The organism is Kribbella sp. VKM Ac-2566 (assembly GCF_004366005.1).
Classification (GTDB): domain Bacteria; phylum Actinomycetota; class Actinomycetes; order Propionibacteriales; family Kribbellaceae; genus Kribbella; species Kribbella pratensis.
In genome coordinates this window covers 691396-708338 of sequence record NZ_SODT01000009.1, presented here as the reverse complement: position 1 = coordinate 708338, position 16943 = coordinate 691396, and the positions used below count along the sequence as shown (strand labels likewise).

Genomic DNA, 16943 nt, shown 5'->3' with positions numbered 1-16943 from the left:
AGGAGACCCACCACCACCTCCCCTTCGAGGAGACCCACCACCTTCTTTCCTTCCTTCCCTGGACTCAAGGAGCTCTTGTGGCTGATCGTTCGCGTCATCTGATCGGGTTGTTGCTGGGCGCCGAGGAGGACTGGCCGCAGGCGTTCGAGGCGTTGCTGCAGCGGGTCGGGCCGGTGACGATCGACGGGCACGAGCACGAGTTCGGGTCCCGGCGGCTGACCATCGAGCCGTTCGACCTGAACGATCCGGTGCGCGTCGGGCTCGTGATCGACCGGCTCGCGTACTGGTACTACCATCCGCGCGAGTGGCTGAAGAAGGCCGCGCTGATGAACGGCACGTACCTGCTGAACTCCCCGTTCACGTTCCAGTCCATGGAGAAGCATTCGGCGTACTGCGCGATGCTCCGCCTCGGCCTGAAAATCCCGCGCACCGTGCTGGTGCCGTACAAGAACCCGCTCGACAACGTGCGCTGGGCGTACACGTCGGCGACGTACAACCGGCCGTTCGACCTGGACGCGATCGCCGACGACCTCGGGTACCCGCTGTACATGAAGCCGTTCGACGGCGGCGGCTGGCGAGGCGTGTCCCGGATCAACAACCCCGACGACCTGCACCGCGCGTACGACGAGTCCGGCGAGATGCTGATGCACCTGCAGGCGACGATCGAGTACGACAAGTTCGCGCGGGCACTGTCGATCGGTGCCGAGACGATGGTGATGGACTTCCGCCCCGACCAGCCGATGCACAACCGGTACGCCGTCTCGCACGACTTCCTCAGCCCCGCCGCCGGCCACGAGGCGGTCGCGATCAGCCGGATCGTGAACGCGTTCTTCGGCTGGGAGTTCAACTCCTGCGAGATGCTGGTCAAGGGCGACTCGGTGCACCCGATCGACTACGCCAACGCCTGCCCGGACGTCGCGGTGACGTCCTTGCACTACTACTTCCCGTGGGCGCTGAGTGCTCTGGTGAAGTGGTCGGTCTTCTGCCTGGCGACCGGCCGGCGTTCGTCGGTGGACCTGCACACCGAGCGGTACTTCGAGATCGCGGACGACTCATCTCTGGACTACGACGCCAAACTGAACGCGTACCTGGCCCTCGCGGACGAGCACTTCGAAACCGCGAAGTACCACGAATGGTGCGCCTCCCATCTGGGCGACTTCGACCTGCGGGTCCGGGACTGGGTGGCCGGCCCGGACTTCGCCCGGATACTCCAGGAGACCGTCGCCGCGACGTACCCGCCGCACGAACAGGACAAGTTCATGGCCCACTTCAAGGGCCTTACTGACCACTGGGTGGCCGATCAGGCAGGCTAGGGGCGTGCGTGACTCTGAAGTTCCGGCCTGGTGGCGGCGGCTTGGGCTCGACGGGCTGGTGGATGTGCATGTGCATTTCCTGCCGGACCGGGTGATGAACGCGGTCTGGGCGTACTTCGACCAGGCGTCCGAGCACTACGGGACCGACTGGCCGATCACCTACCGGACCTCGGTCGAGGAGCGGCTGAAAACGCTGGATTCGTTGGGGGTGCGGGCGTTTCCGGCGCTGGTCTATCCGCACAAGCCCGGTATGGCCGCGGCGCTGAACGTGTGGGCGCGGGACTTCGCGGCCGTGACGCCCGGTTGTGTGGCGAGCGGGACGTTCTTCCCCGAGCCTTCAGCGGCTGGGTATGTCCGCGAGGCGTTGGACTTGGGGACCCGAATCTTCAAGGTGCATGTCCAGGTCGGCGACTACGATCCACGGTCCGGTGAGCTCGACGACGTATGGGGCCAGCTCGCGGAGGCCGGCGTACCTGTTGTCGTTCATTGCGGATCCGGACCGATCCCCGGACGGCACACCGGTCCCGGGCCGATGGGTGAGGTACTGCGACGGCATCCCCAGTTGACCGCGGTGATCGCGCACCTCGGAATGCCGGAGTACGCCGAACATCTCGCGCTCACGTCGTACCCGAACGTGCATCTCGACACCACGATGGCGCTGACACCCTTCACCGAGTCCTTGATGCCGTTCCCGCGCGACCTGGTGCCCCGACTGGCCGATCTGCAGGACCGCATCGTCCTGGGCTCCGACTTCCCCAACATCCCTTACGAGTACGCCGTCCAACTCACCGCCCTGGAATCGCTGGAACTGGGCGACGACTGGCTGCGCGCTGTCTGCCGGGCAAACGGCGCCCGACTACTCGGTTGCCCATAGCAAGATCCACAACATGTTTCGGCTGTGGATAACAGAACCCCTTGGAAACAACGGGATCTGGTTTCGGAAACTGTCGGTAGCGGTGTCTAGGCTTTGCTACATGGACAAGCCGGCCGAGTTGATGAGCGATGCGGAGTTGGCGCGTGCTCTCGACGAGGTCGATGCCGAGCTGGCGCTGCTCGAGACGCGCCGGTTGCGGCTGGTCGCGGCGATGGACTCCTCCGGGTACGCCGAACGGGTCGGTGCCCGTGACATGGTGCAGTACCTGGAGTTCCGCTACCGCCTCGACCACTCCCGCGCCTTCCGCGACGTCCGGCTGGCCCGCGCGCTACGCAAGTACCCGGCCGTCACCGCCGCCCTCCCCGATGTGGCGCAGGACCGGGACGAACCGCCCGAGGTGCTGTTACGGCCGGCACAAGCCGAAGCAATCGTCACCGCGCTGGAGAAGGTGCCGACAACCGTCCCGGTGGCCGATCTGGAGTTCGCCGAACAAGAACTGGTCCGCCTCGCCCGGCACCTGTGTCCGACCGACCTGCGCAAGGCCGCCGAACAATCCCGCGACATCCTCGACACCGACGGCCCCGAACCCGAAGAACACAAAGCGGCCGCCCGCGAATCCCTCACCCTGACGACCGCCGACCGCGGCGTGAAGTTCAAGGGCTACCTTGCCAACGAGAACGCCGAACTGTTCCGCACCCTGATCGTCACCGGCGCCCGCCCCCACAAAACCGTCGACGGCGAGCGAGACCCCCGCTCCCGCGAAAAACGCCAAGCCGACGCCCTCACCACCACCCTCACCCTCGCCGCCACCGCCCTCGACGCCGGCACCCCTTCACCGACGATGCCCCGCCCCACCGCACCAGCAAACTCCCCGGCGGCGGACTCCCCGGAGGCTGGTTCTCCGCAGGGTGGTTCCCCGCAGGCTGGTTCCACGGAGGCCGGTTCTGCTCGTTCAGCGGATGCCGGTTCCGCGGCGGACACGACCGCCGACGCGGCCAGCGGCTCAGCAGCAAGCTCGGCCTCTGGCTCGGTTGCTGGCTCGCACGGTGGGGCGACAGCCGGCCAGGGCAGTGGTACGGACGGTGCCGTGGTAGCGGGCCGTAGTGCGGTGGGTGGTGACCTGGTGCCTGGGTTCGGGGCGAAGGCGAACCTGACCGTCACAATCGACCTGGAAGACCTGAAGGCAGCGACCGCGGATGCGATCGGGCACACCGTCTACAGCAACGGCCTGTCCGCGGCCACCATCCGCCGCCTCGCCTGCGACGCCAACGTCATCCCGATCGTGCTCGGCTCCAACTCCGAACCCCTCGACGTCGGCCGCCGCGAACGCCTCGTCACCCGCGCGATGCGCCGGGCCCTGAACACCCGCGACCGCGGCTGCGTCATCTGCAATGCGCCACCGGTCATGTGCGACGCACATCATCTGATCTCCTGGATCGACGGCGGCCACACCAAGCTCGACAACCTCGCCCTGGTCTGCCGCCGCGACCACACCGACCTGCACCACGGCCACTGGACCATCACCATCACCAACGGCCAAGTCCACGTCACCAGACCCACCTGGGCCGACCCACCACCCCGCCACCCACACAAACCACCGGCCGACGCATCCGGAGCACCCAAGCCACGGGGTGAACACCCCAGGCCCTCGGCTCCATCGAACGACCCATCCCGGGCAAACGAGTCGCCGGGTGATCGCCCCACGCCCTCGGGCCCACCCGATGACCCATCCCGGGCGTCCGAACCACCGGGCGAACACCCCACGCCGTCGGGCCCATCGGACGACGCCTCTCGGGCACACGAACCACCGGATGACGCACCCCGGTTACCCGGGCCGCGGCGCGAGCACCGCACGCCCTCGGGCCCATCGGAGGCCGCCTTCCGAGCGCACGAGTCGCCGGGTGATCGCCCCACGCCCGCGGGCCCACTCGATGACCCATCCCGGGCGCACAAATCAACGGGTGACGCACCCCGGCCACCCCAGCCACCGCGCGAGCACCCCACGCCCTCGGAGCCATCGGACGGCGAGCCGACGCCCGCCGGCAACTCAAAGCCTCGAATCTCAACCCCAGCAGATGATCCGTGGGGTGAGACCGCAGCGCCCGCAGCCACCGCGTCGGGTGTGAGACCGAGCCGCTGGCAGGCCGACGAGTCGACCCGCGCGGAAGCAGCCCGGTTCGCGGTCTGGGGCGAGCGCGCCCCGAACAACTCCGACACCGGCCCCCCCTCCTTCGCCACGATCTGACCCAACCGGACGTGCACGATCGCGGGCAGCCCGCCAGCCCCGCCGCGCACACCTCTGTCCACGCCGCACCCGGAACGTGGCGTGGCGGGACGTACTGTGCCCGGGACCTGCTGTGCTCAGGACGTGTGCTGTGCGCAGGACCCGCTGTGCTCAGGACCCGCTGTACGCGAGACCTGCTGTGCGCAGGACCCGCTGTGCTCAGGACCCGCTGTACCCGGGACCTGCTGTACCCGGGACCTGCTGTACCCGGGACCTGCTGCACCCGGGACCCGCTGTACCCGGGACCTGCTGTACCCGGGACCTGCTGCACCCGGGACCTGCTGCACTCAGGACCTGCTGTGCCCGGGACGTGCTGTGCGGGACGTGCTGTGCGGGACGTGCTGTGCAGGACGTGCTGTGCAGGACGTGCTGTGCAGGACGTGCTGTGTCGGGGCGTGCTGTGTCGGGGCGTGCTGTGTCGGGGCGTGGTGTGGTGTGAGGGTGGGCCGTTCGCTTGCCTGGGTTGCGTCGGATCGTGATGATCGGCTGTTGCACGGCACGGTGTCAGTCCCGGCACGGGCCGCCGAGGGGGGAGCAGCAGCCTTTGCCTTGCCAGGCTTCGATTCCTTCGCGTACTGCGACGGCCGCGATGATCAGGCCGGCGATCGGGTCTGCCCAGGACCAGCCGAGGGTCGCGTTCAGCACGAGCCCGACGAGGAGCACCGCCGAGAGGTAGGTGCACAGGAGCGTCTGCGTCGAGTCCGCGACGACCGCGTTCGATCCCAGCGCCTTTCCGGTACGTCGTTGCGCCCAGGACAGGAACGGCATCACGATCAGGGACGCGATCGCCAGACCGATACCGACCGAGGATGTCTCGGGATCGGCCCCGGTGATCAGCGTGCGGATCGACTCGAACCCGACGTACGCCGCGAGCGCGAAGAACGAGAACGCCAGCAGCCGAAGGGCTTGACGTTCGCGGGAGTCGGGCAGCGGGTGACTGAACTGCCAGAGGATGATCAGGCCGCTGGAGACCTCGACCACCGAATCCAGGCCGAACCCGACCAACGCGACCGAGCCGGCCACCAAACCGGACGTGATGGCGACGACAGCCTCGACCACGTTGTACGCAACGGATGCGCCGGCGAGCAACTGCGCTCGTTTCCCCAGCCGGCGGCGTTCAGCAGGATCCACCACCCAAGCAGTCCCCAGCTGCAACGGTTCAGCCATCACTGAACTCGGCCGCAGCGGTTCACCCGCGGCTCGACCCGGCCGCAGCGGTTCAGTAGAGGGTCGGCTCGGCTGCTGCGGGTCAGTCATGGCTGGGCTCCGGTGCGGTGGTCGCGTCGTGTGCCAGGCCGTAGTTCGGGCAGAGGGCGACGGCGTCGCCGGTGAGGCCTAGGAGGCGCTCGGCTGCGGCCAGCAGGTCCATCGTCGCCTCGGGGTGCGACAGGCTGAACATCGATGCCCGCCCCTGCGGCCGCGACTCGACGAGCCCGCAGTCGCGCAGACATGCGAGGTGCTTGGAGACTGTCGACTGCGCCAGACCCAGGTGTTCGGTCAGGTCGACGACCCGGTGCTCGCCCAGCGCCAGGTGCCGGACGATCGCCAACCGCGAAGCATCACTGAACCCGTGGAACAAACAACCGGCCACCGCCAACGCAGCCGCCTCGTCAACCTCGACCTGATCAATCGCCATTTGGCGATGTTATCGCGCAGGGGTGGTTCTGGCTAGACGGGTCCGGCTGAGGACGTAGGCGGTCGGGGTCGCGCCGTTGTATCTGAGCACGCGCTGACGCACGACCTTCAAGGCGCGCTGCCTCTCGATCGCGCTGTGGAGCAGGCGTTTGTCCTCGGTGAGGAGGACGGCGCGACCGTCGGCGGTCAGGATCCGGTCGATCTCTGCCAGCGCGGCGGGATAGAGGGTGCGGTTGGCGCGATGACTGCCGACCTGCTTGCCGAACGGGAGATTCGCAACCAGCCGATCCACGCTGCCGGACGCTAGCGGAAGAGCCTCCGCCGTGCCCCGAGCGAGTGGAAGCTCACCCCCGCGAGGCGAGTTGCCGGCTGCGATCTGGAGTGCGTGGGGGTCGTGGTCGAGGCCTAGGAGGTGGGTGGTGGGGTGTTGGCGGCGTACCGCTTGGAGGATGGTGCCGGTGCCGCAGAATGGGTCCACGACGCGCTGGCCGGGCCGGATCTTCGCCAACCGGATCAGCACCTCGGCGACGATCAGGTTGGTTGACCAGGGCAACCGTTCCAAGAGACCGAATCGCCGCGTCCACGACAGCGGACCGATCTCCGCGATCCACCCGTCGGCGGACGGGACGAGGTTGACGTCCCAGTCGCCCGGCCGGTTCACCCAGCCGAATCGTTGCTCGGTCGCGTTGATCACCTCTCGTCGCTGGGCCGGATCCGCCGTCCCGACCCGAAACCGGACAGGATGCGGAAGGTTGCTCAGGGCTCCGGTTCGCAGCGATTGGTCAAGGTCACGTACGGCGACCGTCGAGTACAGACCACAGGCGGCGAGTTCGTCGAGCGGGCCGTCGATCGTGCACTCGACGGTGTCGACGGACGCCTGACGGATCGAATGGATCGACGCCATCGCCCGCAGTTCCTCGATGAGGAGGTCGGCCGCGCCGTCGATGGTGCGCAGGACAAGGTGATCGGTGATGCAGGGCAGAACAATGCAAGGCAGGACAATGCCGGACAAGAAGGCTCCTGAAGGCTCGCGATCGACAGAACGGTCGAAGCGCGGCGCAGGCACGCCAGATCGAGCCGACCCCGTCCAGGGCCCGCCACGACGTACCTACACCTTCAGAAACGCTGCATCGAGCAACAGCCTAGGGCGCACCGCCGTACCGGCTCACCTGCTTTTACGATGCGGGGGTGGAGCACATCGTGGAGGAGCGGCCGGCAGAGGATCGCGAGCTAGGTGAGTTGCTGGCGGCGGCGTACGGCGAGTTGGTCGCGAAGTACGGGGCCGAGGGGCGATCGCAGGTCAAGAGCGGTGCGCGGTACTTCGTGGTGCTCGACGACGCGCGGCGTGCTGTCGGGTGTGGCGCCGTACAGGCGTTCGGGCCGGACAGCGAGCATCCAGGCGACGGCGAAGTGAAGCGGATGTACGTCGTCCCGGCCGCACGCGGGCGGGGATACGCGCGCGCCTTGTTGGCCGGTCTGGAAACGGCCGCTCGCACCGCCGGCTATCCGACGCTTCGCTTGTCCACAGGTGCGCTCCAGCCCGAGGCGATCGCCCTCTACGAGTCGAGTGGATACACCCGCACGGCACCCTGGGGAAAGTACGTCGATCAGCCCGGAACACGCTGCTACGCAAAGGGAATTCCGGTAGAATTCACTGGTGACGGGACCTCGCATTTTCACAGTTGACCAGTTGCTCGATGTGCTTGATCAGGTGGTGAGTGCGAGTGGGCGAGGAGACCGCTCCAGCACCTCCGCCGCCGAGTACTGGACCGGCTTGCTGACCACGCCCGGGCATCCGCTCACCACCCAACTCCCGGACGAGCCACTGGTCGACTGGCACGAGCGAGGTCTGCTCGGAGAGCTCGAGAATGCGCGGGTTCTCGACGTCGGCTGCGGCGCGGGCCGCAACACCAGGTGGTTCGCCGAGCAGGGCGCGACCGTCGACGGGATCGACCTGGCCGCGGACCTCCTCGACACGCTACGGCCGACGATGCCCGCCGCGGTCACGTTGACAGCGGTCGACGTACTGCGTGATCCGCTGCCGGCTGGTGAGTACGACGTGGTGTACGACTCCGGGTGCTTCCACCACATCGCCCCGCACCGCCGGCTCACGTACCTGCAGCGCGTCCTCCCGCTCGTGCGCCCCGGTGGCCGGTTCGGGATCGTCGCGTTCGCCGCCGAGCGGATGGACATGCCCAGCGACCTCGACGTCGTCACGACCGGCGACACGTACGGCGGTATGACGTTTTCCGTCGAGGATCTCCGCGCGATCTTCGGCGCCCTCACCCCGATCGAGCTCCGCGCCGTGCATCCGGACCGCGAAGGCACCTTCGCCGCCGACTTCCTCAACGCCGCCCTCTTCACCCAGCCCTGAGCAGCCCCTTTCCAGTGACTGGAACTGGCCATTGCTGGGGCCATTTCAACGTTGTAAAGTGCTCGTGTCCCGCCACCGATCAAGCACCACGGGAGACAACAATGTCGCAGCCTCGTGCGGAGTACCCGCGTCCGCAGTTCGTCCGCCCCGAGTGGGTGAATCTGAACGGCGAGTGGCAGTTCGAGATCGACCGGTCGGACTCCGGGCTGGAGCGCGGCCTGCGTGAACGCGAGCTGTCCCAGCGGATCGTCGTACCGTTCGCGCCGGAGACCGAGTTGTCCGGGATCGAGGACGTCGACTTCATGGAGGCGGTCTGGTACCGCACCACCGTCACGATCCCCGCGGAGTGGGACGGCAAGGACGCCGTACTGCACTTCCAGGCCGTCGACCACGACACCACCGTCTGGGTGAACGGCGAGGAGGTGGTCCGGCACCGCGGCGGGTTCACCCCGTTCAGCGCCAATCTGCGCCACGTCGCCAAGCCGGGCGAGCAGGCGACCATCGTCGTCCGCGCCCGCGACACGCACCGCGGCCCGCAGGCGCGTGGCAAGCAGAGCCAGCTGTACTTCAACCACGCCTGCCTGTACACCCGTACCACCGGCATCTGGCAGACCGTCTGGCTCGAAGCGGTACCCACGGTGCACCTGAAGCGTCCGCGGATCACGCCGGACGTGGCCGGCTCCGCGTTCCACCTCGAAGTACCGGTCTCGGCGAACAAGGCCGGCTACAAGATCAGGGCCGTCCTCAAGGACGCCGACGGCGAGGTGACCACCGCCGAGGTCCGCGCCGACCTCGACCTGGCCCCGCGGCTCACCCTGCAGGTCCCGGCCGAACGCGTCCGCCTCTGGGACACCACGGATCCGCACCTGTACGACGTACGCCTCGAGCTGATCGATGCCGACGGCAACGTGGTCGACGGCGCCGACTCGTACGCCGGCCTGCGGTCGGTGAGCATCAACGGCAAGGCGATCCTGATCAACGGCAAGCACGTGTTCCAGCGGCTCGTGCTGGACCAGGGGTACTGGCCGGAGAGCCTGATGACCGCGCCGTCCGAGGAGGCGCTGGTCCGCGACATCGAGCTCAGCCTGGCGGCCGGGTTCAACGGCGCGCGCCTGCACCAGAAGGTGTTCGAGGAGCGGTTCCTGTACCACGCGGACCGGCTCGGGTACCTGGTCTGGGGCGAGTTCGGCGACTGGGGCTCCGGCGTCGGTAACACCGACAAGGAGAACCAGCAGCCGACCGCGTCGTACGTCGGCCAGTGGCTCGAGGCGGTCGAACGCGACTACAGCCACCCGAGCATCATCGGCTGGTGCCCGCTGAACGAAACGCACCAACTGCTGCACGACCGGATCACGCAGCTCGACGACGTGACCCGCGCGATGTTCCTGGCCACCAAGGCCGCCGACACCAGCCGCCCGGTGCTCGACGCGTCCGGATACTCGCACCGGGTGCCGGAGACGGACGTCTGGGACTCGCACAACTACGAGCAGGACCCGGCCGAGTTCGCGAAGCAGATGGCGGATCTGGTGAACGACAAGCCGTACGGCAACACCGGCGGCCCCGAGGGCAAGCCGATCTCGTTGGCGTACGACGGCCAGCCGTACTTCTGCAGCGAGTTCGGTGGCATCTGGTGGAACGCGGAGAAGGCGGCCGCCGGGAAGAGCGGGAACTCCGCGGACTCGTGGGGCTACGGCCAGCGGGTCGCGAACGAAGAGGACTTCTACATCCGCTTCGCCGGCCTGGTCGACGCGCTGCTCGACAACGAGTTGATGTTCGGCTACTGCTACACGCAGCTGACCGACGTGTTCCAGGAAGAGAACGGCATCTACAACTTCGATCGCAGTAACAAGCTCGATGTACCGCGGATCAAGGCAGTCCAGGAGCGCCAGGCCGCCTACGAGAAGGACTGAAGCCCGAGGCTGCCGGCAGCGACCAGGATCCAGAGGATTGCTCCGAGGAGGAGTGGCCTGGGTCCTGCGTCGCGCAGCTCACTCGGTCGCAGCGAAAGGCCGATCGCGGCGAGCGCGGCGGTGATGAGGGTGCTGCCGGTGAGGCTCAAACCAGGCAGCCAGGACTCCGGTACGGCGCCGGCCGAGCGGAGGCCCGCGGCGGCGATGAAGCCGATCAGGAACAGCGGAACGAGCTTGCGCCACGGCAACGGTTTACGAATCGATGCCGTGGCGCCTGCATACGACCCCTCGGCCGCGGCGTCGAGTGCGCGGGCGACGCGGTTCTCGCGCCGGACCTTCAGTGCGACCAGGGTCAGCACGATCGGGATCAAAGTCAGCGACCGCGTCAGCTTCACGACGATCGCCTGGTCGCCGGCCGCCTGGCTGTACGCGTACCCGGCCGCGACGACGGACGACGTGTCGTTGATCGCCGTACCGGCCCACAACCCGAACGCCTCCGAGCTCATGCCCATCAGGTGGCCGAGCGGCGGGAACGTCAGGACGGCGACGATGTTGAAGGTGAAGATCGTCGCGAGCGCATAGGCGACGGACGAGCGCTTGGCGCCGATCGCGGCGGTCGCGGCCGCGATCGCGGAGCCGCCGCAGATCGCGGTACCGACGCCGATCAGGATCTGGGTGTCGCCACGGACGCCGAGGATCCGGCCGAACAACCACGCGCCGCCGAGGGCGAGCGCCAACGTGCCGAGCATGACGGGCAACGACGAGACGCCGACGCGCGCGACCTGCTGCAGCGACAGTCCGGTGCCGAGTACGACGATCGACAGTTGGAGCAATGTCTTCGAGGCGAAGTCGTACCCCGGCCGCCAGACCTCCGAGCGCAGCGCCGGGATCACACTGCCCGCGATCACTCCGAGAAGGATCCCGAAGACCGGTCCGCCGACGAGCGGCACGAGCCGCCCGAGCGGGACCGCGACAGCGGTTACCAGGAGCACGATCCACAACCCGCGCAGCCGCCGTACGGCAGACCCGAGGCGACGGACCGTGGGAGCGGCGGGGTGGCGGTGAGGTGGCCTAACCTCAAGCTGCACCACTAGCCGGTTCCCTCCTGCGAGAAATGTACGTACATTCACGGTAGGAGATGACCGGACATTTGGCAACTGGGAGGAACTGGGTGACCGTACGCAGGCTCGACCGGGCCGGTGGAGATCCGTTGTGGAAGCAACTGCAGGAGGATCTGGTACGCCGGCTGCGCTCCGGGGAGTTCGACGACGCGTTCCCGGGCGAGCTCGCACTGGTCGAGGAGTACGCGGTCAGCCGGCACACCGTCCGCCAGGCACTCGGGCAGCTCCGCACCGACGGGCTGATCGTCGCGGAGCGCGGCCGGCAGCCCCGGGTCGCGACCGCACCGGAGATCCGGCAGCCGATGGGCGCGCTCTACAGCCTGTTCTCCTCCGTCGAGGAATCGGGCCTGCCGCAGCACAGCGTCGTACGGGCACTCGATCTCCGCGCGGACGGTGTGGTCGCCGCCCGCCTCGACCTCGAAGGGTCGATCCCGCTGCTCTACCTCGAGCGTCTCCGGTACGCCGGTGACGAGCCGCTCGCACTCGATCGCGTCTGGCTGCCCGCCGCCCTCGCGGAGCCGCTGCTGAACGCGGACTTCACCCACACCAGCCTCTACAACGAGCTGGCCGAACGCACCGGCATCAACCTCGACCACGGACGCGAGGACATCCGGGCGATGAACCCGAGCCCCGCCGAGCGCGCACTCCTGCACTGCCCGGACGATGCCGCGGTCTTCTCGATCATCCGCCAGGGCACCGCGCAGAACCGCCCGGTCGAGTGGCGGCATACCATCGTCCGCGGCGACCGCTTCGCCCTCTCCGCCGAGTTCTCCGCGCACACGGGCTACCGCCTGACGTCGTCCCCGAACACCACCGCCCTGACCAAGGCCTGGTAGCCGGACGCCCAGGCCATCACAATCGCGCCCACCGGGCCGACTCCCGCGGGCACGTCGCCGGCGCGGGGCATTGTGATGGCCTGGGCGTCCGTCACGCGCCGAGTTCTGCGCGGAACGGGTCGTCGGCCGGCAACCAGCACGCGCGGGGATCGAACTCCACCTTCACATCCCGCGTCAGCGCCTCAACGGTCGCGAGCACGGCGGATCGCATCTCGTCCTGTCGTGCCACCAAAGCCCAAGTCCACAACGGGATCGGGTCGACGACCGTCCGGCGTACGAAGTCGCGCGGGAGCGGGGTCGCGTCCCGTTTCGGCGAGCTGACGACCGGGCGTCCCAGACGGCGTACGTGGTCGTAGAAGGCAGGACCGGTGATGCCGTGGTCGTCGATGCGGACCACTGACGCTCCAGTGGCGCGGGCGAACTCCACCGCGTAGATGTTCCACGAAGCCCACGCTTCGGTATCCGCGTCGACCAGCACGACCGTGTCGCGCGCCCGCACGGGCGAGTCGTCACCGATCGAGAACGCGAACAACCGGTCTGCACCCAGCAGCGAGCCCGCCAGTTCCTGCTCGGCGAGGTCGGTCGCGCGCACCCAGCAGATCGCCAGGTCGATGCTGCCGTCCGCGACTCGCCCGGCCTGCGTGTGCGACGGCATCACCCAGGCATCCACGAGCAGCTGCGCGACCCCGGACACCCGCTCCGCCAGATCCGCCGGCCGCCAGCTGACGTAACCCAACCGCACCGGCTCACTCGCCACGAACCCCCGAGCGGTACGTCGCAACGTGTCGGCCTGCTCGAGCAACGCCCGCGTCTGCGGCAGCAACGTCTCGCCAAACGCGGTCAACCGCACGGTTCGGCGATCGCGCTCGAACAGCCGTACGCCGAGATCGCGCTCGAGCGCCTTGATCTGTTGCGACAGCGACGGGCCGGCGATGTGCAACCGGGCCGCGGCCCGCCCGAAGTTCAGCTCCTCGGCGACCGCCACGAAGTACCGCAACTGGCGCAGCTCCACGCCTGCAGCGTAGTAGGCCGCGCCTATCAGCTGGGAGCAAACCGGTCGTGGAAAAGCGCCCATGGTTCGACAACGATCGAAGTACATCCACTCGAGGAGAGCGAGAACCATGAACCACCGCAAAGTCGCCGTGATCACCGGAGCGTCCCAGGGCATCGGCGCCGGGCTCGTCACGGCGTACCGCAAACTCGGCTACGCCGTCGTCGCGAACTCGCGCACGATCGACCGCGCCGACGACCCCGAGGTGCTGACCGTACAAGGCGATCTCGCCGAGCCGGGCGTGGGCGCCCGGGTGATCGAGCAAGGCCTCGACACCTTCGGCCGGATCGACACCCTGGTCAACAACGCGGGCGTCTTCGTCGCGAAGCCGTTCACCGACTACACCGACGAGGACTACGACCTGGCCACCGGCCTGAACCTGCGCGGCTTCTTCGACATCACGCGCCGTGCGATCGCGGCGATGCTCGAGAACCCCGACGGCGGCCACGTGGTCAGCATCACCACCACCTTCGCGGACCGCGGCTTCAGCAGTGTTCCGGCCGTCCTGGCCGCGCTGACCAAGGGCGGCCTGAACTCCGCCACCAAGTCGCTCGCCACCGAGTACGCGACCCGCAACATCCGCGTCAACGCCGTCGCACCAGGCGTCATCCGTACGCCGATGCACCCTGAGGAAACGCACGAGTTCCTCGCCGCACTGCACCCCGTCGGCCGGCTCGGCGAGATCGAGGAGATCGTCGACGCGGTCACGTACTTGGAGAACGCGAAGTTCGTGACCGGCGAGGTGCTGCACGTGGACGGCGGCCAGCAGGCTGGTCACTGACATGAAGCAGTGGCGCCTGGCGGGTCAGGGCGCGGCGGCGCTGGCCGGCGGGATGGGCATCGGCCGGTTCGCGTACACGCCGATCCTGCCGCTGATGCACACGCAGGCCGGCCTGTCACCGCGACTCGGCGCGGCCCTCGCAACGGCCAACTACACCGGTTACCTCGCCGGTGCGTTGGCGGCGATGGTCGCGCCGCGGCTCCTCCACTCCCGCTGGGCGCTTCGCGTGTCGCTCCTGATCCTGGCCGCGACGCTTGCCCTGATGCCACTGAGCCGGAACGGTTCGCTCTGGCTGGGGTTGCGCCTGATCGCGGGGATCGCGAGCGCCTTGGTGTTCGTGATCGCGGTCAGCGCCGTACTCCCCCGGCTGCACAGCCACCATGTCGGCTGGACCTTCGGCGGTGTCGGCGCCGGCATCGCACTCTCGGGCGCGGTCCTGGTCGGCGGCGACTGGCGTACGGCGTGGTGGATCACGGCCCTGCTGATGATCGCCTGCACGCTCCCGGCGTGGCACCTGACCGGATCGCCGACACTGTCGACCACTGAACGCGCAACCCGGTCCCGGGACTTCACCGCACTTCTCACCAGCTACACCTTGGAGGGGATCGGCTACATCATCGCCGGTACGTTCCTCGTGGCCGCGATCAACGAAACCGCCTCCGGTCCGGTCGGCAACGGCGCCTGGATCCTCGTCGGTATCGCCGCCGTACCTTCGACCGCGGCCTGGGCTCACCTCAGCCGCCGCTGGTCACGGTCGACCCTCCTGCTGGCGGCGTTGACGCTCCAGGGAGTTGGTATCGCGTTGCCGACATTTGTGCACGGCGTCGCTGCCGCGCTGACCTCCGCCGCCCTCTTCGGCGCCACGTTCCTAGGCGTCGCCAACCTGGCAATCGCGATCGGCACCGAACTCCGCGTGCCGCACGCGGTCGCCATCCTCACGACCGGCTACAGCCTCGGCCAGATCGTTGGACCCCTGGCAGTCGGACCCCTACTACACAACGGATATCACCAGGCGCTCCTGGTCAGCGCCGGCGTCGTGGCACTCGCCGCGGCAGCCGCGCTCCTGGTTCGCCATCCCCTTAGGAGACTCACATGAACGCCATCCTCACCGACGTCCTGGACCAGTGGAAGTCAGGCATCGACGACCACGATCCCGAACGCGTCGCCGCCCTCTTCACGAAGGACGCCATCTTCCAGGGCCTGCATCCGTACGGCGTCGGTCGCGACACCGTCGCGGAGTACTACGACTCACAGCCTCTCGGCCTGTCGCCGCAGTACCAGATCTTGGAGACGCGCGAGCTGAGCGACGACCTGCTGCTCGGGTACCTGACGGTCGACTTCAGGTTCACCGACCGGCCTACGCTGACCGTCAATCTGAGCGTGCTGCTCCGGCGGACGGACGATGGTTGGCTGATTGTGCACTACCAGGTGTCGCGGTTGTAGATACTGGCTGGATGAGTGTCAAAGAGCTGCGGCTGGTTGTGACGGTGGACGATTACGACGCCGCGGTGGCGTTCTACCGAGACGCGCTCGGGTTGCCGGAGCGCGAGTCCTACACGACAGGGGATGCTCAGGTGATGATCCTCGAGGCCGGTCGGGCGACGCTCGAGATCGCGAATACCGCTCAGGCCGAGTACATCGACGAGGTCGAGGTCGGGCGGCGGGTCGCCGGCAAGTTCCGAGTCGCGCTCGAGGTCGCCGACTCGGCTGAGACAACGACGCGGCTGGCCGACGCCGGCGCTGACGTGATCGCGGAGCCGACCCGTACGCCGTGGAACTCGCTGAACGCCCGCCTCGAAACCCCGGGCGGCATCCAGCTGACCTTGTTCACCGAGCTTGACCTCAAGTGAACTGGAAGTGTTGAGGTAGCGGGCATGTGGAACATCGACGACCTGGACCTGGATGCCTACCTCGCCCGGATCGGGCACGACCGGGTGCGCCCGTCCGCCGCCGCGTTGCGGAGCCTGCATCGGGCACACGTGCTGGCGATCCCGTTCGAGAACATCGACGTGATCCTCGGCACGCATCCCGGCATCGGCCTCGACGCGATCCAGGCCAAGCTGGTCGGCCGGCAACGCGGCGGGTACTGCTACGAGCACGCACTGCTGTTCGGCGCCGCGCTCGAGCAGCTCGGATTCGACGTCGTACGCCGGGTCGCCCGGGTGCAACCGCACAAGGCCGGACCGCGGACGCATGCACTGCTGAAGGTGGGCGTCGACGGGCAGGAGTTCCTGGCTGACGTGGGATTCGGGGCCGGCCAGCTGTACCCGACCCCGTTGAAGGACGGCGCCGTCGTCGACCAAGCGGGCTGGGACCACCGCCTCACGCTCGACGGCGACCTGTGGACCCTGTCGAAACAGACCGCGGACGGGTGGGTCCCCCAGCACGCGTCGAACGACGAGCCGGTCCGCCCCATCGACTACGAGGTCTACCACCACTACGTCTCAACCCACCCGAAGTCCCCCTTCACCGGCCGCCCCGTAGTAATGCGCGTAGCCGAAGGCGTCGTACGCCGCCTGGTAGGCAACACCCTCACCACCGAACAAGCCAACGGCCACACCACCGAACGCAACATCCCCCCAGCAGACCTCCCCGACGCACTCGCATCCCTGGACGTAATCCTCAACGAAGAAGAAATAGACCACCTCCGCCTGGTCTAACGCGTCAACCTCACGCGTGCCACGCAGCCGCCACCTCGTCGCTCCACTCCTCGTCCAAGGCAGCTACGCGCGCTCGGGCGACTACCGGGCCGGCGCCCTGCATC

Annotated in this window: 17 protein-coding genes; 12 read left to right on the top strand and 5 right to left on the bottom strand. The window is 68.1% G+C overall.

The window, feature by feature from the left end:
* The first annotated feature begins 77 nt into the window (after positions 1 to 77).
* The 3 genes from EV647_RS14840 (at position 78) to EV647_RS14830 (ending at position 4432) form a co-directional block, all read left to right on the top strand.
* Entirely contained in the window at positions 78 to 1313 is a 1236-nt protein-coding gene (locus EV647_RS14840) for a RimK family alpha-L-glutamate ligase (protein ID WP_134003079.1), read from the top strand.
* Positions 1314 to 1317: 4 nt separating this feature from the next.
* Positions 1318 to 2187 carry an amidohydrolase family protein gene (locus EV647_RS14835; protein WP_134003077.1) on the top strand — a complete coding sequence of 290 codons (870 nt, stop codon included), beginning with the start codon at positions 1318 to 1320 and terminating at the stop codon, positions 2185 to 2187.
* Between the two features lie 100 nt (positions 2188 to 2287).
* The gene (locus EV647_RS14830; protein WP_166680333.1) at positions 2288 to 4432 is read left to right on the top strand and encodes an HNH endonuclease signature motif containing protein; all 2145 of its coding nucleotides are present in this window, start codon (positions 2288 to 2290) and stop codon (positions 4430 to 4432) included.
* Positions 4433 to 4975: 543 nt separating this feature from the next.
* On the opposite strand, the gene EV647_RS14825 is transcribed toward EV647_RS14830, so the two are convergent.
* The 3 genes from EV647_RS14825 to EV647_RS14815 form a co-directional block, all read right to left on the bottom strand.
* The gene (locus tag EV647_RS14825; protein ID WP_134003073.1) at positions 4976 to 5638 is read right to left on the bottom strand and encodes a cation diffusion facilitator family transporter; all 663 of its coding nucleotides are present in this window, start codon (positions 5636 to 5638) and stop codon (positions 4976 to 4978) included.
* 82 nt (positions 5639 to 5720) lie between these two features.
* A complete protein-coding gene (locus EV647_RS14820) occupies positions 5721 to 6107 on the bottom strand; it encodes a metalloregulator ArsR/SmtB family transcription factor (protein WP_134003072.1) in 387 nt (128 codons plus the stop codon).
* A gap of 9 nt (positions 6108 to 6116) precedes the next feature.
* Positions 6117 to 7118 (bottom strand): TRM11 family methyltransferase, encoded by a 1002-nt coding sequence (locus tag EV647_RS14815; RefSeq protein WP_134003071.1) that lies wholly within the window; start codon positions 7116 to 7118, stop codon positions 6117 to 6119.
* Between the two features lie 176 nt (positions 7119 to 7294).
* Here EV647_RS14815 and EV647_RS14810 point away from each other — a divergent pair, with 176 nt between their 5' ends.
* The 3 genes from EV647_RS14810 (at position 7295) to EV647_RS14800 (ending at position 10390) form a co-directional block, all read left to right on the top strand.
* Complete coding sequence (locus EV647_RS14810; RefSeq protein ID WP_238177215.1) at positions 7295 to 7792, top strand: GNAT family N-acetyltransferase; 498 nt, start codon at positions 7295 to 7297, stop codon at positions 7790 to 7792.
* Positions 7764 to 8480 (top strand): class I SAM-dependent methyltransferase, encoded by a 717-nt coding sequence (locus tag EV647_RS14805; RefSeq protein WP_166680332.1) that lies wholly within the window; start codon positions 7764 to 7766, stop codon positions 8478 to 8480. Before EV647_RS14810 ends, EV647_RS14805 begins: the two co-directional genes overlap by 29 nt.
* 101 nt (positions 8481 to 8581) lie before the next feature.
* A complete protein-coding gene (locus EV647_RS14800; protein ID WP_134003067.1) occupies positions 8582 to 10390 on the top strand; it encodes a glycoside hydrolase family 2 protein in 1809 nt (602 codons plus the stop codon).
* Here the strand turns inward: EV647_RS14800 and EV647_RS14795 are convergent.
* Positions 10375 to 11382, bottom strand: a complete 1008-nt coding sequence (locus tag EV647_RS14795) for a YeiH family protein (protein WP_238177214.1) — start codon at positions 11380 to 11382, stop codon at positions 10375 to 10377. The two genes, EV647_RS14800 and EV647_RS14795, sit on opposite strands and share 16 nt — an antisense overlap.
* Before the next feature lie 179 nt (positions 11383 to 11561).
* Between EV647_RS14795 and EV647_RS14790 the strand changes: the two genes are divergently transcribed.
* Positions 11562 to 12347: a GntR family transcriptional regulator gene (locus EV647_RS14790; protein ID WP_202871068.1), complete on the top strand. Its 786-nt coding sequence runs from the start codon at positions 11562 to 11564 to the stop codon at positions 12345 to 12347.
* 91 nt (positions 12348 to 12438) lie between these two features.
* On the opposite strand, the gene EV647_RS43505 is transcribed toward EV647_RS14790, so the two are convergent.
* Entirely contained in the window at positions 12439 to 13359 is a 921-nt protein-coding gene (locus EV647_RS43505) for a LysR family transcriptional regulator (protein ID WP_134003063.1), read from the bottom strand.
* A 109-nt stretch (positions 13360 to 13468) separates the two neighbouring features.
* Between EV647_RS43505 and EV647_RS14780 the strand changes: the two genes are divergently transcribed.
* The 5 genes from EV647_RS14780 to EV647_RS14760 are packed head-to-tail and all read left to right on the top strand — an operon-like array spanning position 13469 to position 16839.
* The gene (locus EV647_RS14780; protein ID WP_134003061.1) at positions 13469 to 14179 is read left to right on the top strand and encodes an SDR family NAD(P)-dependent oxidoreductase; all 711 of its coding nucleotides are present in this window, start codon (positions 13469 to 13471) and stop codon (positions 14177 to 14179) included.
* Between the two features lies 1 nt (position 14180).
* Positions 14181 to 15275, top strand: a complete 1095-nt coding sequence (locus EV647_RS14775) for a YbfB/YjiJ family MFS transporter (RefSeq protein ID WP_202876170.1) — start codon at positions 14181 to 14183, stop codon at positions 15273 to 15275.
* Positions 15272 to 15622: an SgcJ/EcaC family oxidoreductase gene (locus EV647_RS14770; RefSeq protein WP_134003059.1), complete on the top strand. Its 351-nt coding sequence runs from the start codon at positions 15272 to 15274 to the stop codon at positions 15620 to 15622. The genes EV647_RS14775 and EV647_RS14770 overlap by 4 nt, the downstream gene beginning before the upstream one ends.
* An 11-nt stretch (positions 15623 to 15633) precedes the next feature.
* Positions 15634 to 16029, top strand: a complete 396-nt coding sequence (locus EV647_RS14765) for a glyoxalase/bleomycin resistance/extradiol dioxygenase family protein (RefSeq protein ID WP_134003057.1) — start codon at positions 15634 to 15636, stop codon at positions 16027 to 16029.
* Positions 16030 to 16053: 24 nt separating this feature from the next.
* On the top strand, positions 16054 to 16839 hold the full coding sequence (locus EV647_RS14760) for an arylamine N-acetyltransferase (RefSeq protein WP_134003055.1): 786 nt from the start codon (positions 16054 to 16056) through the stop codon (positions 16837 to 16839).
* Positions 16840 to 16943 lie beyond the last annotated feature (104 nt).

Bases quoted from the DNA above. Each gene is read 5' to 3' on its own strand.
- EV647_RS14770 (WP_134003059.1), top strand. From the start codon at position 15,272: ATGAACGCCATCCTCACCGACGTCCTGGACCAGTGGAAGTCAGGCATC.
- EV647_RS14775 (WP_202876170.1), top strand. From the start codon at position 14,181: ATGAAGCAGTGGCGCCTGGCGGGTCAGGGCGCGGCGGCGCTGGCCGGC.
- EV647_RS14780 (WP_134003061.1), top strand. From the start codon at position 13,469: ATGAACCACCGCAAAGTCGCCGTGATCACCGGAGCGTCCCAGGGCATC.
- EV647_RS14765 (WP_134003057.1), top strand. From the start codon at position 15,634: ATGAGTGTCAAAGAGCTGCGGCTGGTTGTGACGGTGGACGATTACGAC.
- EV647_RS14825 (WP_134003073.1), bottom strand. From the start codon at position 5,638: ATGGCTGAACCGTTGCAGCTGGGGACTGCTTGGGTGGTGGATCCTGCT.
- EV647_RS14830 (WP_166680333.1), top strand. From the start codon at position 2,288: ATGGACAAGCCGGCCGAGTTGATGAGCGATGCGGAGTTGGCGCGTGCT.
- EV647_RS14760 (WP_134003055.1), top strand. From the start codon at position 16,054: ATGTGGAACATCGACGACCTGGACCTGGATGCCTACCTCGCCCGGATC.
- EV647_RS14800 (WP_134003067.1), top strand. From the start codon at position 8,582: ATGTCGCAGCCTCGTGCGGAGTACCCGCGTCCGCAGTTCGTCCGCCCC.
- EV647_RS14820 (WP_134003072.1), bottom strand. From the start codon at position 6,107: ATGGCGATTGATCAGGTCGAGGTTGACGAGGCGGCTGCGTTGGCGGTG.